The following is a 16,635-nucleotide window of genomic DNA, read 5'->3' as shown; positions in this document are numbered from 1 at the left end:
TCCAACTACTGATCGAAGGAGCAACACCATGGCACGCAAACTCGACAACAAGATCGCACTCGTCACCGGCGCAACCAGCGGCATTGGTCTTGCGACCGCGCAACGCTTCGCCGCCGAAGGCGCGCATGTGTACATCACCGGCCGCCGTCAGGCCGAACTCGACGCCGCCGTGAAGGGGATTCGCGCAGCAGGCCACAATGCGACGGCCGTACGCGTCGACTCGACTAAGCTCGGCGAACTCGATGCGCTGTATGCGCAGATCAAGGAGGAGCAGGGCCGTCTGGACGTGCTGTTCGCGAACGCCGGCGGCGGTTCGATGCTGGCACTCGGCAACATCACGGAAGAACACTACGACGACACATTCAGCCGCAACGTGAAGGGTGTGCTGTTCACCGTGCAAAAGGCGCTGCCGCTGCTCGCTGAAGGCGCATCGGTGATTCTCACCGGCTCGACGGCAGGTAGCGCGGGCACGGCCGCATTCAGCGTGTATTCGGCTTCGAAGGCGGCAGTACGCTCCTTTGCACGCAGCTGGATTCTGGACCTGAAGGACCGCCGCATCCGCGTCAACACCATCAGCCCTGGCGCGACGCGCACGCCAGGCCTGCTCGACCTGGCAGGCCCGGACGCGTCGCAACGGCAAGGCCTCGCCGATTACCTTGCTGCCCAGATTCCAATGGCGCGCCTCGGTGAGCCTGAAGAAATCGCGAGTGCAGCGTTGTTCCTCGCATCGGACGACGCGAGTTTCGTGAACGGCGTCGAACTGTTCGTCGACGGTGGCCAGCAGCAGATTTGAACGTGCATTGAGCGCGCGTCAGGCGCGTGGACGCGGTCTTCGATGACCGCATCCACGCGTTGGAACGGAAGCAACATCATGGTTCAGGCGATGAGTGCTGGCGCATCCGTAAATCATGCCGAGCGCAATGAGGAAAGCGCGCCGTTGCAGCTGTATCAGATCTGGCTGCGTCGGCGGGCGCTTACCGCTCAACGCCGACGCGCGTGTTTGCATCGCGGCGCTGCGGGACGGCGTCACCGTGCATCAAAGGTTGCTGTCGCGGCATAAGGCCTATCTCGTCACCGATCACGGCCGGATCGACGTGGAAGATGGAGTGGCCGTCAGCGGCGAGCCATCCGTCTCGATACGCGCACGGGATGACACCGATGTCCTGTTGGTCGAACTTTTGCGGAAGCGCTGACGGGCTTGCATGACCGCTTTGAAAAGGGAAGCCGACTTCCGTACTGCTGGATCGAATGGCTGAACCGGGTCGCAAGGTGACGGTCCAAAAAAACGCGCAGACGTGCCATGAAACGCGAGGTTCGCCGCGAGATTGCGGTGCGCGTCCTTACGCGAACACTGCGCGGTGCTGCGCCGAAGCCGGCGCGAGCTGTGCACCGCCGTTAGCGTCAGCGTCGCCCACCTGAAACGCCGCGGCCGCGCGTTGCAGACTCATCGCCTGCTCCTTCAGCGACTGTGCCGCGGCCGCCGCCTGCTCGACGAGCGCCGCGTTCTGCTGCGTCATGCTGTCCATCTGCGTGACCGCGAGATTCACTTGGTCGATGCCGGCGCTCTGTTCCGCCGCGGCCGCAGCGATTTCCTGCACGACACCGGTCACACGCATGATCGCGTCGCGCGCTTCGTCAATCGTCGAGCCGGTGTTTTCGACCAGCGTTGCACCACTGCCGACGCTGCCCACCGCATGACTGATCAGCTCGCGAATTTCCTTCGCCGCGGTCGCGCTACGCTGCGCGAGGCTGCGCACCTCGCTCGCGACGACTGCGAAGCCGCGGCCTTGCTCGCCCGCGCGTGCTGCCTCAACCGCAGCATTCAGCGCGAGGATGTTGGTCTGGAATGCGATGCCCTCGATCGTCGCGATGATCTCGACCATGCGACCCGATTCGTTCGAGACCCCCTTCATCGCCGCGACGGCCTGCGTGACCATGTCGCCGCCGCGGTTCGCGATTTTCGCGGCGCCGGCCGCAAGCTCGCTGGCAGTGCGCGCGTTGTCTGCAGTCTGGCGGACCATCGCCGTCATCTGCTCCATGCTCGACGCCGTTTCCTGCAACGACGCCGCCTGGCTCTCGGTGCGCGACGACAGGTCCGCGTTGCCGTTCGCGATCTCGTTCGCGCCGCACGCGACGTTGTCGGACGCATGCTTGATCTGGCAGATGGTATCCGTCAACGCGTCGCGCATCCGCTGCATTACGTGTAGGAGGCTCGACGTGTCGCCGTTGCGCGTGCGGATCGCCACTGTCAGGTCGCCCGATGCGATCGCGTCCGCCACGTTCGCCGCGTAGGCCGGATCGCCGCCGACCATGCGCGCGATGCTGCGGTTCGTCACCGCGACGAGCGTCACGAGGACCGCGGACACGGCCACGAAGATCGCGCCGATCAGCCACAACGACGCCATGAACGCAGCGTCGATGTCGTCAACATAGGCGCCGGTTGCGATGATCCAATCCCACGGCGCATAGCGCACCACGTAGCCGATCTTGCCGACCGCCTGTGTCGACGCCGCGCCTGAATGCGGGAACACGTAGTCGACGAAGCCGCCGTCCGGCGCCTGTGCGGTCGACGCGAACGTCACGTAATGGTGACGGCCGTCGGCATCGGCGCTGCCCGCGAGATCCTTGCTTTCGAGTGCCGGCTTGATCGGATGCATTACCATCTGCGGCTTCGAATTGATCACGAGGAAGTAGCCGTCTTCGCCGTAGCGGACGCCGCGCAGGCGTTCGAGTGCCTCCTTGCGGGCATCCGCCTCCGGCAACGCGCCGCTTTGCGCCAGCGCCGCATACTCCGTCACGATGCTGAGTCCGACGTGCGCGATGTTCGTGAGGTCGTGCTTACGTTCTTCGATGCGCGTCTCGCGCGACTGCCACGCCGCCGATACGGAGACAGCGAGCAACGCGACGAGGCTGATGATCAACGGCAGCCAAAGCTTCTGCGTAAAACTGAGCTTGTGCATCCTGAGTCCTCGTGCAAATGAATGGAAACCGCGCAGGGCTGCCGTGCGAAGTGGCATGTGTATGGGCGCGCCGTGTGGCGCCGGCGGACTGTCCGGCGGCCATCCGGTGGTTCCTGCTCGAGTTATCGGCGGATACGAGCGAAAGTTTCATCCCGTGAAACCCTCGGTTACCACCTTGCCAAGGCGTATCGGAGGGCCCTTGTGCGTCGGCTCCCACGGAGCGTCATCAGGCACCAGCCGGCCAGAAGCGGGCACTCGACCGAGGCTGCCAGATCGCTGACGATGCTGCTTTGCAGACTAACTGCGAGTTCGGGGACATAGATATGGGATACGACGTCCACATCACCCGCAAGGAAAATTGGTTTGACGAAAGCGGACTCAAAATTGGTATCGACGAGTGGAAGGCACTCGTTCAGTCCGACCCAGATATGCGTCTCGACGGTTATGCGAGTGCGATCGTTGGCGACGCCAACGTCCTGCGGATAGATAGCGAGGGATTGGCCGTCTGGACAGCCCATGCCGGAACCGCTGTAAGTGGGAACATGGCATGGTTTGATTTCCGGCAAGGCAATGTAGTAGTCAAGAATCCTGACGTCGCGATTCTCGGCAAGATGTGGCAGTTAGCACGGAAGCTCGAAGCAAAGGTACAAGGCGACGAGTGTGAAGTCTACGGCGCAGATGGCCGCGTTATTGGTTAGTTAGTCGTCACCGCTCGGCCAGGAACGGCCATTCGAACTGGTAGCCGAAAGCGGTCAGTCGCCGTTACACTCGGAAAGGAAACAGCCGACCGAGGCGCTATCCCCTAGTTCGAGCGCCACCTGCGCTATCGACCCTGCGAGATCTTCAGCCCGGACCTCTACAATTGGGCGGGCGCATACGATCGTTGCGCTGCGGGCGACTGTCACGCCACGGAGGGAGCAATGCTCAAAGGTCGCTGTTTTTGCGGAGAAGTCCGTTATGAAGTGTTGGATACACCCTTCAACTCCACAGTTTGTCACTGCGCAGACTGTCGCCGCGCATCTGCGGCCCCGTTCGTCGCCTGGTTTAGCGTCAAGCGATCCGAGTTTCGGTTCGTCCATGGCGAACCAAGGAGCTTCGCATGCAGTAAAGCGGTTTTGCGAACTTTCTGCCCGGACTGTGACACGCAATTGACCTATCAACACGACGATTTCCCCGACGAGATTGACATTACGACATGCAGTCTCGACGTGCCGGACCTGGTTCCTCCTGAGCATCACACTTGGACATCGAGCAAGTTACCGTGGGTTCATGTACCTGACGCCCTGCCGAAACACGAGGGCAGCTACTCCAAGGGCTGAATTCAAATGGCAGGGCTGCACCTTTGTGATGGTTACCGAAACGAGTTGCGCGCGGCCCGGGCCGCCACCTAGTGGTTGGCTCATGCTCAGACACACAAGGCTCGCAGGAAGACGGTTCTTCGTGGCTTTTATCCTCGAACGTTGAACGGCCGCTTTCGGCAATGGGTAACGTCAGCTCTGGGTCGAGGCTGTGTGGAAACACGTTGATCGCCTATGGTTAGTCAACACGTTTTCCAATGGTGGCCCATGAAGCGATACATCGAAAGCGCGGCGCGAGAGCAAGTCGCGTTGCTGCCTGAGTCTCTCGACGATTACGTCGACGCCGAGAACCCTGTCCGCGTGATTGACGTCTTTGTCGACGAGCTTGATCTGGTGAGTCTTGGCTTCGAACGTGCTGCACCAGCTTTAACCGGTCGACCTGCATATCACCCATCGACCTTGCTTAAGCTGTACATCTATGGGTACCTGAACCGGCTTCAATCGAGTCGTCGTCTTGAGCGCGAAACACAGCGCAATCTTGAACTGATCTGGCTGACGGGCCAGTTGACGCCGGACTTCAAAACCATCGCTGACTTCCGCAAAGACAACGGCAACGCGATCCGCAAAGTCTGCCGGGAGTTTGTGATGCTTTGCCGGCAACTGAAGCTGTTCTCAGATGCCACCGTTGCCATCGATGGAAGCAAGTTCAAAGCGGTCAACAACCGCGACAAGAACTTCACGGACCACAAGCTCAAGGCTCGCATGGAACAACTCGAGCAAAGTATCGGCCGTTACATGGATAAACTGGATCGGGCCGATCGTGAGCCAGCGAGCCTACCGGAGGGACGCGTCCCGCACCTGAAAGAAAAGATATTTAAGATCAAGGCGCAGATGCAGAAACGCGGCGAGATCGAAACGCGCATGCGTGCAGCTCCAGACGGCCAGATCTCGCTAACTGATCCGGATGCGCGCTCAATGGCAACCAGCGGTCGTGGCACAGGAATGGTCGGCTATAACGTGCAGACCGCTGTAGATCTCAAGAACCACATGATCGTTGCGCATGAGGTCGTCAATGTCGGCCACGACCGTTCCCAGCTAGCCGCGATGGCCAAACTGGCGCGAGATGCGATTGGTGAAAATCAGCTAACCGCATTTGCTGATCGTGGTTACTACAAGAGTGAGGAAATTCTGCGATGCGAGCAGGACGGAATCAAGACGCTGGTCCCGAAGCCGCTGACCTCAAACAGCAAGGCCGAGGGTCGCTTTGATAAACGGGACTTCGTCTATATCGAATCCGACGACGCGTATCGTTGCCCGGCGGGAGAGCGGGCCATTTGGCGCTTCACGACCGTTGAGGCCGGCCTGACGATCCATAAATACTGGCCGTCAGCGTGTCCGAAATGCCAACTGAAACCGCAGTGCACGCCGAGTCCGTACCGAAGAGTCACGCGGTGGGAACATGAGAACGTACTTGAAGAAATGCAGCGCCGACTCGATCAGACGCCGGACGCCGCGAGGCTGAGACGACAGACGGTCGAGCATCCGTTCGGAACGCTCAAGTTCTGGATGGGCTCTGTGCACTTTCTGACAAAGACGCTGTCACGTGTTCGAACCGAGATGAGCCTTCACGTATTAGCCTACAACCTCAAGCGAGCGATGAATATCCTGGGTACGAAGGCATTGATGGAGGCGATGAGGGCGTGAGAACGCCCATCGCCGCGCTACCAATTGAAAAGCTGCGAAGTTCTTTCCTTCGATCGCGTTTTACCCCAACTTCTCGCTGCTACCCGCGGAACGTTTTCACACAGCCTCGGTCGGGTCGTGCCGCTCGCAGACACGCTATGACCGGCCCGGCTCGGCGATTAACGTTTGCTCCCGACTCGGCAATCGCGACCGGCGCATTTCGTATCAAGCCATCTTAGCGACGGCCACTGCGGGCCCACACGTAGCGTACCCAACGTTGCCATCGACCCTGTTGCGCAGCGGTAGTATTACGCTTTACCTGCTCTTCGCGGTCGCGCTCGACGCTCTTCTGTACCTGTTCGTGGATCTGGCGCAACGTCAAGCCACCGGGTCCTTTCAGTTCGTCCGAATCGGATTTGTCTGTCATGGCAATGGCTCATTCCTGAGAAGATCGATTTGATCTTGATACATATGGGGAGTCGCGGCAAGCACGCGACCGCTGCCTTCGAATCTGTAGGACTGGCACAATCGAGATGAACTTCTACCCGCTCGGGAATCCTCATGCCAGACGCTGTCCCGCCTTCGCCGCCTTCGCGGACTATAGGCCCCCTGTTTGCCCTGTTTCCCTTCATGCGCCCGTATGCCGGGCGCTGGGCGCTCGCGTTCCTGGCGCTGGTGACGTCGGCGGGCGCCACACTGGCGTTGCCGGTGGCGTTCAAATACCTGATTGACCGTGGCTTTGCTGCGGGTGACCGTACGCATATCGATCGCTATTTCCTCGCGTTATTCGCCGTTTCGCTGGTACTGGCCGGCGCCACGGCACTGCGCTTCTACCTCGTGTCGTGGCTGGGCGAGCGGGTCACGGCCGATTTGCGAAGTGCGGTCTACGACCACGTGCTGGAGATGAGCCCGCAGTTCTTCGAAACCACGCAGACCGGAGAGGTGCTGTCGCGGCTCACCACCGACACCACCTTGATTCAGACGGTGGTGGGCACCAGCCTGTCGCTGGGGTTACGCAACTTCTTCCTGCTTACCGGTGGCGTGGCGATGCTGGCAGTGACCAGCCCTGTGCTGTCAGGCTACATCATCGCCACGCTGGCGGTGGTGGTCGCTCCCATCGTTGTCTTCGGTCGGCGCGTGCGCCGCCTCTCGCGCGCCAGCCAGGACAAGGTAGCGAACGCGAGCGCGCTGGCGGGCGAGGTCCTCAATGCCATGCCGACCGTCCAGTCGTACACGCAGGAGTCCTTTGAGGCGCGGCGGTTTGCCGGCGCGGTGGAGGTGGCCTTTGAGACCGCGCTCAAGCGCATTCGGGCGCGTGCCTGGTTGACCGCCGTGGTTATCGTGCTGGTATTCGCCGCCGTCGTGTTCGTCCTCTGGCTTGGGGCGCAGGCTGTGCTAGCCGGGCGGATGACGGCTGGCCAGTTGTCCCAGTTCATCCTCTATGCGGTGTTCACCGCCGGGGCCGTGGGCGCTGTCGCCGAAGTGTGGGGCGATCTGCAGCGGGCTGCCGGCGCTACCGAACGTTTATTGCAACTGCTGGCGGCACGCTCGCCGGTGGCGCAGGCCGAGGCCACGGTCACGCTGCCGGCGCGCGGGGACGGCATCCGCTTCGACAATGTTAGCTTTTCGTATCCGTCCCGCCCCGGCATCGCTGCACTCGCCGGGCTCTCGCTCGACGTCCGCGCGGGCGAACATGTCGCGCTGGTTGGACCGTCCGGCGCCGGCAAAACCACGCTGTTCCAACTGCTGCTGCGCTTTTACGACCCGCAGGCCGGCAGCATTCTGATCAACGGTGTCCCGACGCGACAGGTGCCGCTCCTCGAGTTGCGCAGGGGAATCGGGGCAGTGCTGCAGGAATCGGTGATCTTTTCGGGCAGCGTGCTCGACAACATCCGCTACGGCGCGCCCGAGGCCACACTCCCGCAAGTGCAGCGGGCTGCCGAAATGGCCGCTGCGGCCGGCTTTATCGAAGCACTGCCGCAAGGCTACGACACGTTTCTAGGCGAGCGCGGAGTACGGCTGTCTGGCGGACAGCGCCAACGCATTGCGATCGCCCGCGCGATCCTGAAGAATCCGCCCATCCTGCTGCTGGACGAGGCCACCAGCGCACTCGACGCTGCCAGCGAACGCCTCGTCCAAAAGGCGCTGGACAATGCCGCGCAGAACCGCACCACGCTGGTCATCGCGCACCGCCTCGCGACCGTACAGCAAGCGGATAGCATCGTCGTGCTGGAGCAAGGCCGCATCGTCGCGCAGGGCCGCCACGCCGACTTGCTTTTGAGTTCGCCGCTTTATGCCCAGCTTGCCGCCCTGCAGTTTGGCGAGCAGGTTGCGCATACGGGACAGCGCGACGCTGAGTGCGATCGCGTCGACTCGGCGTGAAGACACGATCCAGGTCGGCACGGGCAACCGCAGGGCTCCCAACGGATCGACATGACGCGGTAGCGTAACGCAATAAGCGGCCAACTGCGGCCGCTCGCTCGAGCTCTCATACGGACGTTCAAACGTCGGCTCGGCCTCGACACCGGACCTTCATATGCAGAGCATGTCCGTCGCGTATCTCGCGGCAAGATTCATTGCGTGGTGCGGTATCAACGAGGTAACCCAAACCCAGGAGCCGGATTGGTCGCAACGGTTCATTTCATAACCGCACACCCCGTGGGCGCTTTTTTGTAGCCCCCTCGGGAGCCTTTTCGTTCTGGGCGGCTACGTTGGCACACCCTTATGAACGGGAAGACATACCTTGATCGTGGTGCCGTTTCCCGGTGAACTGACAAGATCGATTTGACCACCCAGCATCAGCACGCGCTCCTTCATCCCCGCCAGCCCGAACGATCTTTTTCTGGTCGCCAGAGGATCGAATCCTTTTCCGTCATCCCGTACTTCCAGCAGACAGGCATCGGGCGTTCGCTCGAGCGTGATGGTCACCTGCATGGCCGCAGCGTGACGGGCAACGTTGGTCAGCGCCTCCTGGGCGACGCGAAACAGCACGATAGCGCGGTCCTCGCCCAGCACGAGAGTCTCGTCCTGCAAGCGGAGGCGACACACCGTGCACGGATTGCGGTTGAATTCGGCAGCGAGCCACTCGAGCGCAGCCACAATGCCCGCGTCTAGTGCTGCAGGGCGTAGCGACGCGATGACGCCCCGGACCACCTGCATGGTGGTGTCTACCAGGGCGGTCAATGCCCGGGCCTGTTCGACGAGCTCAGAGTGACCGTCGCCAAGCTGCATAGCTAGTACCGATGCTCCCATACGAAGCGCGGTGAGGTGTTGTCCCAGTTCGTCGTGCATTTCCCGCGCAATGTGCTTGCGCTCTTCCTCCCGAGCCGTCTCTCGATGGGAAGTGAGTTCCCGCAGCATCTCGTAGGACTCGTGCAAGCGGTGCTCCGCTTCCTTGCGGTCCGTCAGATCGAGCACGAAAGCGACACCCTCGTTTCCGCCCTCCTCGAACGTGGCGACGCCGATCAGCACGGGCACGCGACTGCCGTCTTTCCGGACGTACTCCTTTTCGAACGGTTCCAGGCGCCCAGTCACTTTCTGTTGTGGTATCCATTGACTCAGGTCACGGGCTAGCCATTCCGGTGGCGTGAGGTCCATCCAGCGTAGCCGGCCCGCCATGAGGTCCTCGCGGTCGTAACCCACGATGCGCAGAAACGCGTCGTTGGCCTCGATGATTTTGCCATCGAGATCGTAGATCATGATCCCGATGATGTTGGCCTCTACAAGGCGCCGGATTTTGGCTTCGCGTTGTTCGAGGTCGCGGTACAAGCGGGTATTCTCAAGCGAAGTCGCCGCCTGAGAAGCGAGGAGCCGGAGCACCGTAATCCGGGCCGGCGCGAACACCCGCGTGGTCAGATTGTTTTCGAGGTAAAGCGCGCCTATGAGCCTGGCCTGATTCATCAGGGGCAGGCAGAGAACGGAACGAGCCCTCCGCTGACCGATGTAGGGGTCCCCGGCAAACGATGGCTCGAGCGCGGCATCGTCAAGAACGAGGCTCTCCCGGGTGCGCAGGACGTGATAGAGGACCGACTCCGGCAACACTGCGGTGCTCACTGGTACGTCGCACAGTTCCACATGAGTCGAGTCGACGCGGGTCGTGGCTTCTGCGGCAATGTGCTGCTCACCGCAGCGTGGCAGAATCAACAGGCCGCGCTCGGCGCCGGCCTGTTCAATCGCCGTGCGCATGAGCGTATCGATCAGCTTTTCAAGAACGATCTCACCCGAGACGGCCTGCGACACCTTGATCACGGTCGCGAGGTCGAGGCGGTCGACCGGTGTCCCGATCGTGCCCGTCCCGCTGGGCGCGGACGCTTCCGTCCCAAGGTGCGGATACTTCTCGTCGAGTTGCCGCACCTTCCCTTCGGCGCCCCATCGCTGGTAGCCGTAGCGGGCGTCCTGCCGATACAGGCGGGCAATCTTCTCAAGACCCCGCGCCGCATAAAAGCGGGACGCGAGTTCATTGGCGAGTGCCTCATTGTGAACAAAGCCGTTTGCCTGGGCCGAGCGGATGGCCTTCTCGTAGAGCAGCTCGGCATCGAGCCCGCGGCCCTCCAGGCGAGCGATTTCAGCACCGACCAGCGCAGCACGGTTCTCAAAGTTCTCCGGGCAATTCTTCGCCCAGACCTGCAGTTGCCTGTGATGCGCACGCAGCGCCTCCAGGTGCTGCGGCCGCTCACCCGCCGGTTCACAGTCGCACGAGGCGGCATGCGTCAGCGCGCCGTAAAAGTGATATTCGGCTTCCTCACTGAAAGAAACTGAGGTCCAGAGCAACCGTTGCGCCTTCGATGCGGCGTCCAAAGCCGCCGCATAGTCGCCAGCGATACAGCGTGCCTGCAATTTCCGGATCCAGTACCAACATGCAGCGATCGCCAGGGCCGGGTTGCTGGACAAATGGTCTTCGGTGCGAAGCTCATTGAGCTGTCCGTCGTCAAAGCAACCGAATTTCAGCGTCAGGCCGCGGAGCATCCGGATCAGCGCGAGTTGCGCAGTGATGATGTCAATGACAAGGCCGAACCGCGCCTTCCCGGCGAAAGCAAGGCCATGTTCGGCTTCGCCTTGCACTTCTGGCAGCGGCTCGCCGGCGAAGAGCAGGTCCGAGTTGAGGTTGTTGCACGCGTAGGCCCCGTACGTGAGGTCCCCGATCCGGTTCGCCGCTTCGAACGCGCGGCGCAGCAGGTCAGGGCAGGCTCGCACGTGTTTCTTCCAGCGCACCACGAAAATCGAGAAGGCAAGATATGTCCTCGCCTCGAAGCGCCCGTGTCGTTCGACGAGTTCGTAGCCGAGCTGGCCGAATCGAAATCCAGCCTCGTAGTCGCCGAAACGCGGTCCGGCGATCCTCGCGAGCAGGGCATACGGGACGCATGAAGCATCGCAATGGCCCCGCTCAAGGCTGAGACTGACGGCCTTGCAGATCGTCAGGCAAGCCAGGTTCTCATCCGTAAACAAGGCCGGCGTCCAGAGTTTAGTCAGAACATCGACGGTCGCGAGGGAAGCCGGGTTCTCCATCAGGGGCCCACCGATAAGTTCCTCGATTGTCCGGCTCCCAAGCCGTGACCAGATGCGCTCATATTCGCGTCGCACCTCGTCATCTTGCGGATGGGGCGACCACTCGATACCGACATGGCGGAGGTAGTCGAGACACACAGCGACCGCGCGCGCGCTTTGATCGAGCGTCGTGTAGACATCCATTTGCAGGCACGCGACGGTAGCTTGTTCGACCGTGGTCGTGGCGCGCTTTGACAGCCCAGCTAACCGCTCCTCTGCAACCGATAACTGGCTGGTCAAAAACTCGCATTCGTCCCGGTTCAGCTCCAGCGCAAAGATCAACTCATGCCTGCGCTCCCAGCAATCGTCGTTCAATAGTTCCGCACCGATGATGAGATAGGTGAGCGCCGAGGCGTAGGCTGTCGACCCCTTGGCGCGCTGGCCCGCGATCAGGTTGAGCCCGGCCAGTTGCTCCCGTTCCTCTTGTGCGGTAATCAGCTCGGCGCCCCGATTTAGCTGACCCACGATCTCGAAGATCGCCTCGTCCCGTTTCCCGGGGGGCGTCTGCGCGGCGAGCAGCCGTCCAATCCGCAGATGGACCTCGGCGCGCAGTGCTTGCGGGATCAGCGAATAGGCGGCCTCCTGCACCCGGTCGTGGATGAATTTGTACGAGCCCTCCGCCCGCTCAAGAAGTTCCTGACGCATCGCCTCCCACAGCGCCGCGTGGACATGCGCCTCTGAGATGCCGAGAACGATCGACAGCGATGCGATCTCCGCGACGTTCCCCAGGCAGGCGAGCTGCTGTAACGCCTGCTGCGTTTCAGCCGGCAGGCGGGTCAGCTTGCCGACCATCAGATCGACCACATTGTCGGTGTAACCCTTCGCATGGATGCGATCGAGATCCCAGGACCAGCACCCAGCGTCATGATCGAAAGCGAGTAAATCCTCTTCGGCTAGCGCGTGCAGAAACTGAATCACGAAGAACGGGTTGCCGGCGGTCTTCTCCTGCACGAGCTGCGCCAGGCGGGCGGCGCGTCCCGGCTCGCCGTGAAGGGCCTCCGCAATCAACAGCTCTATGTGCTCACGGGCGAGCGGCGCAAGCCTGATGCCCTCGATCTTCGCGCCGGCGTCCTTAATCGCTTCAATTTTGCGCATCAGCGGATGCGCGGCATCGACCTCGTTGTCGCGATAGGCGCCGATCAGCATCAGGTGTTGCAGATCCGACCGGGTCAGGAGATCCTCCAGCAGGTCGAGCGTCGCCGCGTCGAGCCACTGCAGATCGTCGAGAAACAGTGCCAGCGGATGCACCGGCCGGGCAAAGACGCCGATGAAGCGCCGGAACACGAGCTGGAAACGGCTTTGCGCCTGCTGCGGCTCAAGTTCCAGGACCGGCGGCGGGTCCCCGATGATGAGCTTCAGTTCGGGGATGAGGTCGGTCATGAGCCGTGCATTCGGGCCCAGCGCCTCCAGCAATGCGCCGCGCCAGCTCGCCAGCTCGGTCTCGCGCTTGCCGAGAAGCGGCTGCACCAGGCCTTGAAAAGCCTGCACCAGCGTCGAATAGGGAATGTCGCGCTTGTACTGGTCGAACTTGCCCGAGGCGAATAACCCCCGCGATGGCACCAGCACCTTGTGCAGTTCGTTGACGACCGAGGATTTGCCGATGCCCGAATACCCGGAGACCAGCACCAGTTCTGGCGTGCCGCTCCTGACCACGCGGTCGAACGCGGCGACCAGGGTATCGACCTCGCGCTGCCGCCCGTACAGTTTCTCGGGGATCAGCAGCCGGTCGGGCGTGTCGTGTTCGCCCAGTGGGAACGCATCGATGAGGTGCTTACGCTCCCACCCGGCCAGGCAGCGCTGCAGGTCGCGCTCAACACCGGAGGCAGTCTGATAGCGCTCTTCGGCGGTCTTGGCGAGCAACTTCATGACGATCTGGGAGACCGGAGCAGGGACCGTCTCCAGGCGCTCGCGTGGCGGCACCGGCTTTCGGGCGATATGGCAGTGCACCCATTCCATGGGGTCTGCGGCCGTAAACGGCAGCGTGCCGGTGAGCATCTGATAGAGCGTGACGCCGAACGAATAGAGGTCGCTGCGGGAGTCGACTGAGCGGTTCATCCGTCCGGTCTGCTCGGGTGCCATGTAGGCGAGGGTGCCTGCGATGGTTTCGGGCGGCGCGAGCGCCTGTCGCTCGCGCGGCAGCCGCGAGGCGATGCCAAAGCCGGTGAACCGCGCCTGTCCATCCGCGCAGTTCACGAGGATATTGGCGGGCTTGAGGTTCTTATGGACGAGGCCGCGCTGGTGGAGTTTGCCCAGCGCCGCGGCGATGCCGACGGCAAGGCGCAAGACACTGCCCACCTCCATGGGCGCGCCAAGCAGCCGCGCGAGCGGCTCACCGCCCGGATCGTCGAGCACCAGCAGAGTCCGGCCGCCTTCGCGCACCAGGTCCCGCGGCCGCACCGCCCACGCGCCGTCGAGGTCGTCCTTCAGTCCGAATTCGTGCGCGAGGCGAGCGAGGCTGGCGGGTGGCGGATGTTCGGCAGCGGGCCGCGCGATCAGTACGTTGTCGTCGCCGCCATCGCCCTGGCGCCGCCCTCGACAGAAGACGCACTCGCCATCGTCCCACAAGATCTGGAGGCTGTTACCCATCGGCGCCGCAACCATAGGTAGGGTTCATCTGCCGCACGCTGCCGTCAGGCTCCTGCCGGTCATGCGGTTAAGAAGGGGACGCCATCATTCGTCTGCCCCAACTGCGCCGGGTGCGCTGAAAAGACGGCATCGCCACGGCCAGCAACGCGTACAGCAGAAAGCTGTCTCGTCAGGATACACCTCGACGACCGCGGCGCCATTGGGATTCGGTCGGAATGCCGGCGGTGAAGCCCTGCACACGCTACTCGGACTGTACCGTCCAAATGGGATGACCAGGCGCCATCGACGTGGCTTCGCCGAAAGGATACGCGCATGAAGCCTGATGAAAAGGCGGAGGGTCACAGACACGGGCGCCTGTTTGGAGCGAACTTCCGCGGCACGGTCTTGGCCGACCTCGGCCAACGATCCGCGACCGTAAGCAAGGCCCGAGAGCGTACCGGGAGTCGCGGCACGGATGACCGTTGTGCTCGCGAAGCTGCCGTTAGCTTGACCAGGTGTCCGACGGCAGAAATGGGTCGTGTGCTGTCGATCGTTGGCTGGCGAGGTTGAACCTGCATATGCAAATTGCATGGGTCGGCACCCGGCCAAAAGCAGCCGCCGGAACCCAACCTGCGACCGTCCGTTCCCCATTCAACATACGACAGCCACTAGGGTTGACCTGTCTTGCGTAGCAATCGGAAAGGAGGATTGCAGGGCTCCGCGTCGCCGGAATCGTCGCTATTTCCATACGCAGAGAACCGACGGCTGCCATTGCTTCGATCTGGAGGCCCGCGTTACGCGACGCCGTACAATGAGGCGTTTCCCCACCCGTCGACAGATCGCATTCTGCGCCGCCCTACATCGCCATGAATCACGACACTGAACACGCTCTCGCTGCCGCGCAAAAGAACCTCATGGCCGGTCAATTCGACGATGCAACGCGTCTGCTGAGCGGTATTCTGGCAAGCGTCCCCGACCACGGTGAAGCTCTTGCGGGCCTCGGTTACATCGCGGCCAAACAGGGCGATCATGCACGTGCAGCGGCGTATCTGATACAGGCATCGGCGCACATGTCCATGTCGGCGGAACACCTGAATTTCGCCGCGCAGGTGTGTCAGTTGGCGCAACGTCACGATGATGCGATAGCGCTGTTCGAGCGCTGCCTGGCCCAGTTTCCAAACCATGCCGCTTCATTGCATGGCGTCGCAATGTCGCTGATACAGCTTGGCGAACCGCAGCGTGCACTCGAAATCCTGGTGCATCTGTGCAAAATCCAGGCACATTCAGCCGAAGCGCATTACAACCGGGGCGCGCTGCTCGGCAAGTTGGAGCGCTATGAGGACGAACTGGATGCCTACCGGCAGGCGATCGCGCTCAAGCCGCGTTTCGTGCGCGCATACGTCAATCTCGGTGTCGCGTTGCGAGATCTGCGACGCTTTGATGAGGCGTTGCTTCAATTCAAGAAGGCGCTTTCGCTCGATCCGAACGACGTCGGCGCCCGCACCAATCGGGCTCAGACGAATTTGCTGCTCGGCGAATTCGAACACGGCTGGCGCGAATATGAATGGCGTTGGCGCGATGGCACCGATAGCCACGGATTTCCGCAGAACACCCTATGGACCGGCACCCAACCGATACGTGACAAGACAATACTCGTTCATCACGAGCAGGGGTTCGGCGACACGCTGCAATTCGTGCGTTTCGTGGATCGACTCAGTGCAGTTGGAGCTCGGGTCGTGTTGCGTGTTCAGGATGCACTGCTGCCGCTTCTCAAGAATTATCAGGGTGCGGCCGAAGTCATCGGCGAGACAGGACAGGTGCCGCATTTCGATTATCACGTTCCGACCCTGAGTCTACCGTTTGCGCTCAAGGTTCGTGCACCCGATCTCGCGGTGACCGGTCCATATATTCACGCAGACGACGCGCTTGTACGTCAATGGGACGATCTTTTTGCAGGCTCTGCTCGACGGCCGAGAGTTGGGATCGTATGGTCGGGAAGCCTGACGCATGTAAATGACTGCAACCGGTCTATGTCGCTCAAGCAACTGAAGCCGTTGTTAGATGCCGACGCGGACTTCTTCGCGCTGCAACAGGATGTACGCGACAGTGATCGTACGTGCCTCGCGCAGCTTGAGCAGCGCGCGGTGCTGCGTGATGTTTCCACGCGGCTCACTACGTTCGCTGAGACGGCTGCGCTGATCGCTCGCCTCGACCTCGTCATCAGCGTCGACACGGCTGTAGCGCATCTGTCGGGGGCGCTCGGCAAGCCCGTATGGATTGCTTTGCCGTTCATGCCGGACTGGAGATGGCAACTCGACAGAAGCGATAGTCCATGGTACGCACAGGCGCACTTGTTTCGACAAACGACGCGAGGTGATTGGACTGGCGTAGTGGCTGCGCTTCGCGCAGAGCTGGACGCATTGCGGGGTGCCTGAGCGACGCCCTACGTACAGCGAGTGCCCGCTCATGTGCTCGCGGGGGTTTGAGCCGCAAATGTGATCGTGTCATCTCCGTCGGGTCGATTACCCGCTTTGAGCGAGCAAAGCGCGTCGAATGGCCGGGTGAAGACACCGGGAAAGATTGTC

Annotated in this window: 10 protein-coding genes; 7 read left to right on the top strand and 3 right to left on the bottom strand. The window is 62.0% G+C overall.

What is annotated here, in order from left to right; all coding sequences use genetic code 11:
- Nucleotides 1-28: 28 nt before the first annotated feature.
- Entirely contained in the window at nucleotides 29-793 is a 765-nt protein-coding gene (locus tag OKW35_RS14990) for an SDR family NAD(P)-dependent oxidoreductase (protein WP_090812201.1), read from the top strand.
- A gap of 115 nt (nucleotides 794-908) precedes the next feature.
- A complete protein-coding gene (locus OKW35_RS14985; protein WP_429552451.1) occupies nucleotides 909-1,193 on the top strand; it encodes a hypothetical protein in 285 nt (94 codons plus the stop codon).
- A 147-nt stretch (nucleotides 1,194-1,340) separates the two neighbouring features.
- Here the strand turns inward: OKW35_RS14985 and OKW35_RS14980 are convergent, their stop codons facing one another.
- Nucleotides 1,341-2,960: a methyl-accepting chemotaxis protein gene (locus tag OKW35_RS14980; protein WP_429355217.1), complete on the bottom strand. Its 1,620-nt coding sequence runs from the start codon at nucleotides 2,958-2,960 to the stop codon at nucleotides 1,341-1,343.
- A gap of 323 nt (nucleotides 2,961-3,283) precedes the next feature.
- Between OKW35_RS14980 and OKW35_RS14975 the strand changes: the two genes are divergently transcribed.
- The 3 genes from OKW35_RS14975 to OKW35_RS14965 all read left to right on the top strand — a co-directional run bounded on the left by OKW35_RS14975 (nucleotide 3,284) and on the right by OKW35_RS14965 (nucleotide 5,962).
- Nucleotides 3,284-3,658, top strand: a complete 375-nt coding sequence (locus tag OKW35_RS14975) for a hypothetical protein (protein ID WP_090812592.1) — start codon at nucleotides 3,284-3,286, stop codon at nucleotides 3,656-3,658.
- Nucleotides 3,659-3,880: 222 nt separating this feature from the next.
- Entirely contained in the window at nucleotides 3,881-4,279 is a 399-nt protein-coding gene (locus tag OKW35_RS14970) for a GFA family protein (protein ID WP_429552450.1), read from the top strand.
- Between the two features lie 246 nt (nucleotides 4,280-4,525).
- Nucleotides 4,526-5,962 (top strand): IS1182 family transposase, encoded by a 1,437-nt coding sequence (locus OKW35_RS14965; RefSeq protein WP_429355218.1) that lies wholly within the window; start codon nucleotides 4,526-4,528, stop codon nucleotides 5,960-5,962.
- Nucleotides 5,963-6,176: 214 nt separating this feature from the next.
- Here OKW35_RS14965 and OKW35_RS14960 read toward each other — a convergent pair whose 3' ends face one another.
- Complete coding sequence (locus tag OKW35_RS14960) at nucleotides 6,177-6,368, bottom strand: hypothetical protein (protein WP_090812205.1); 192 nt, start codon at nucleotides 6,366-6,368, stop codon at nucleotides 6,177-6,179.
- A gap of 134 nt (nucleotides 6,369-6,502) precedes the next feature.
- On the opposite strand from OKW35_RS14960, the gene OKW35_RS14955 reads away from it, so the two are divergent.
- Complete coding sequence (locus tag OKW35_RS14955) at nucleotides 6,503-8,323, top strand: ABC transporter transmembrane domain-containing protein (RefSeq protein WP_429552449.1); 1,821 nt, start codon at nucleotides 6,503-6,505, stop codon at nucleotides 8,321-8,323.
- A gap of 324 nt (nucleotides 8,324-8,647) precedes the next feature.
- On the opposite strand, the gene OKW35_RS14950 is transcribed toward OKW35_RS14955, so the two are convergent.
- The gene (locus OKW35_RS14950) at nucleotides 8,648-14,071 is read right to left on the bottom strand and encodes an AAA family ATPase (RefSeq protein ID WP_090812594.1); all 5,424 of its coding nucleotides are present in this window, start codon (nucleotides 14,069-14,071) and stop codon (nucleotides 8,648-8,650) included.
- A gap of 845 nt (nucleotides 14,072-14,916) precedes the next feature.
- Here OKW35_RS14950 and OKW35_RS14945 point away from each other — a divergent pair.
- A complete protein-coding gene (locus OKW35_RS14945; protein WP_187630461.1) occupies nucleotides 14,917-16,485 on the top strand; it encodes a tetratricopeptide repeat protein in 1,569 nt (522 codons plus the stop codon).
- Nucleotides 16,486-16,635: the final 150 nt, after the last annotated feature.

The sequence above is a fragment of the Paraburkholderia sp. MM5477-R1 genome (assembly GCF_050436385.1).
Classification (GTDB): Bacteria; Pseudomonadota; Gammaproteobacteria; order Burkholderiales; family Burkholderiaceae; genus Paraburkholderia; species Paraburkholderia tuberum.
This window is presented reverse-complemented; position numbering and strand designations above follow the sequence as displayed.

Excerpts from the sequence above, each read along its gene's own strand:
- OKW35_RS14990 (WP_090812201.1), top strand. The coding sequence starts at position 29 with ATGGCACGCAAACTCGACAACAAGATCGCACTCGTCACCGGCGCAACC.
- OKW35_RS14985 (WP_429552451.1), top strand. The coding sequence starts at position 909 with ATGCCGAGCGCAATGAGGAAAGCGCGCCGTTGCAGCTGTATCAGATCT.
- OKW35_RS14980 (WP_429355217.1), bottom strand. The coding sequence starts at position 2,960 with ATGCACAAGCTCAGTTTTACGCAGAAGCTTTGGCTGCCGTTGATCATC.
- OKW35_RS14975 (WP_090812592.1), top strand. The coding sequence starts at position 3,284 with ATGGGATACGACGTCCACATCACCCGCAAGGAAAATTGGTTTGACGAA.
- OKW35_RS14970 (WP_429552450.1), top strand. The coding sequence starts at position 3,881 with ATGCTCAAAGGTCGCTGTTTTTGCGGAGAAGTCCGTTATGAAGTGTTG.
- OKW35_RS14965 (WP_429355218.1), top strand. The coding sequence starts at position 4,526 with ATGAAGCGATACATCGAAAGCGCGGCGCGAGAGCAAGTCGCGTTGCTG.
- OKW35_RS14960 (WP_090812205.1), bottom strand. The coding sequence starts at position 6,368 with ATGACAGACAAATCCGATTCGGACGAACTGAAAGGACCCGGTGGCTTG.
- OKW35_RS14955 (WP_429552449.1), top strand. The coding sequence starts at position 6,503 with ATGCCAGACGCTGTCCCGCCTTCGCCGCCTTCGCGGACTATAGGCCCC.
- OKW35_RS14950 (WP_090812594.1), bottom strand. The coding sequence starts at position 14,071 with ATGGGTAACAGCCTCCAGATCTTGTGGGACGATGGCGAGTGCGTCTTC.
- OKW35_RS14945 (WP_187630461.1), top strand. The coding sequence starts at position 14,917 with ATGAATCACGACACTGAACACGCTCTCGCTGCCGCGCAAAAGAACCTC.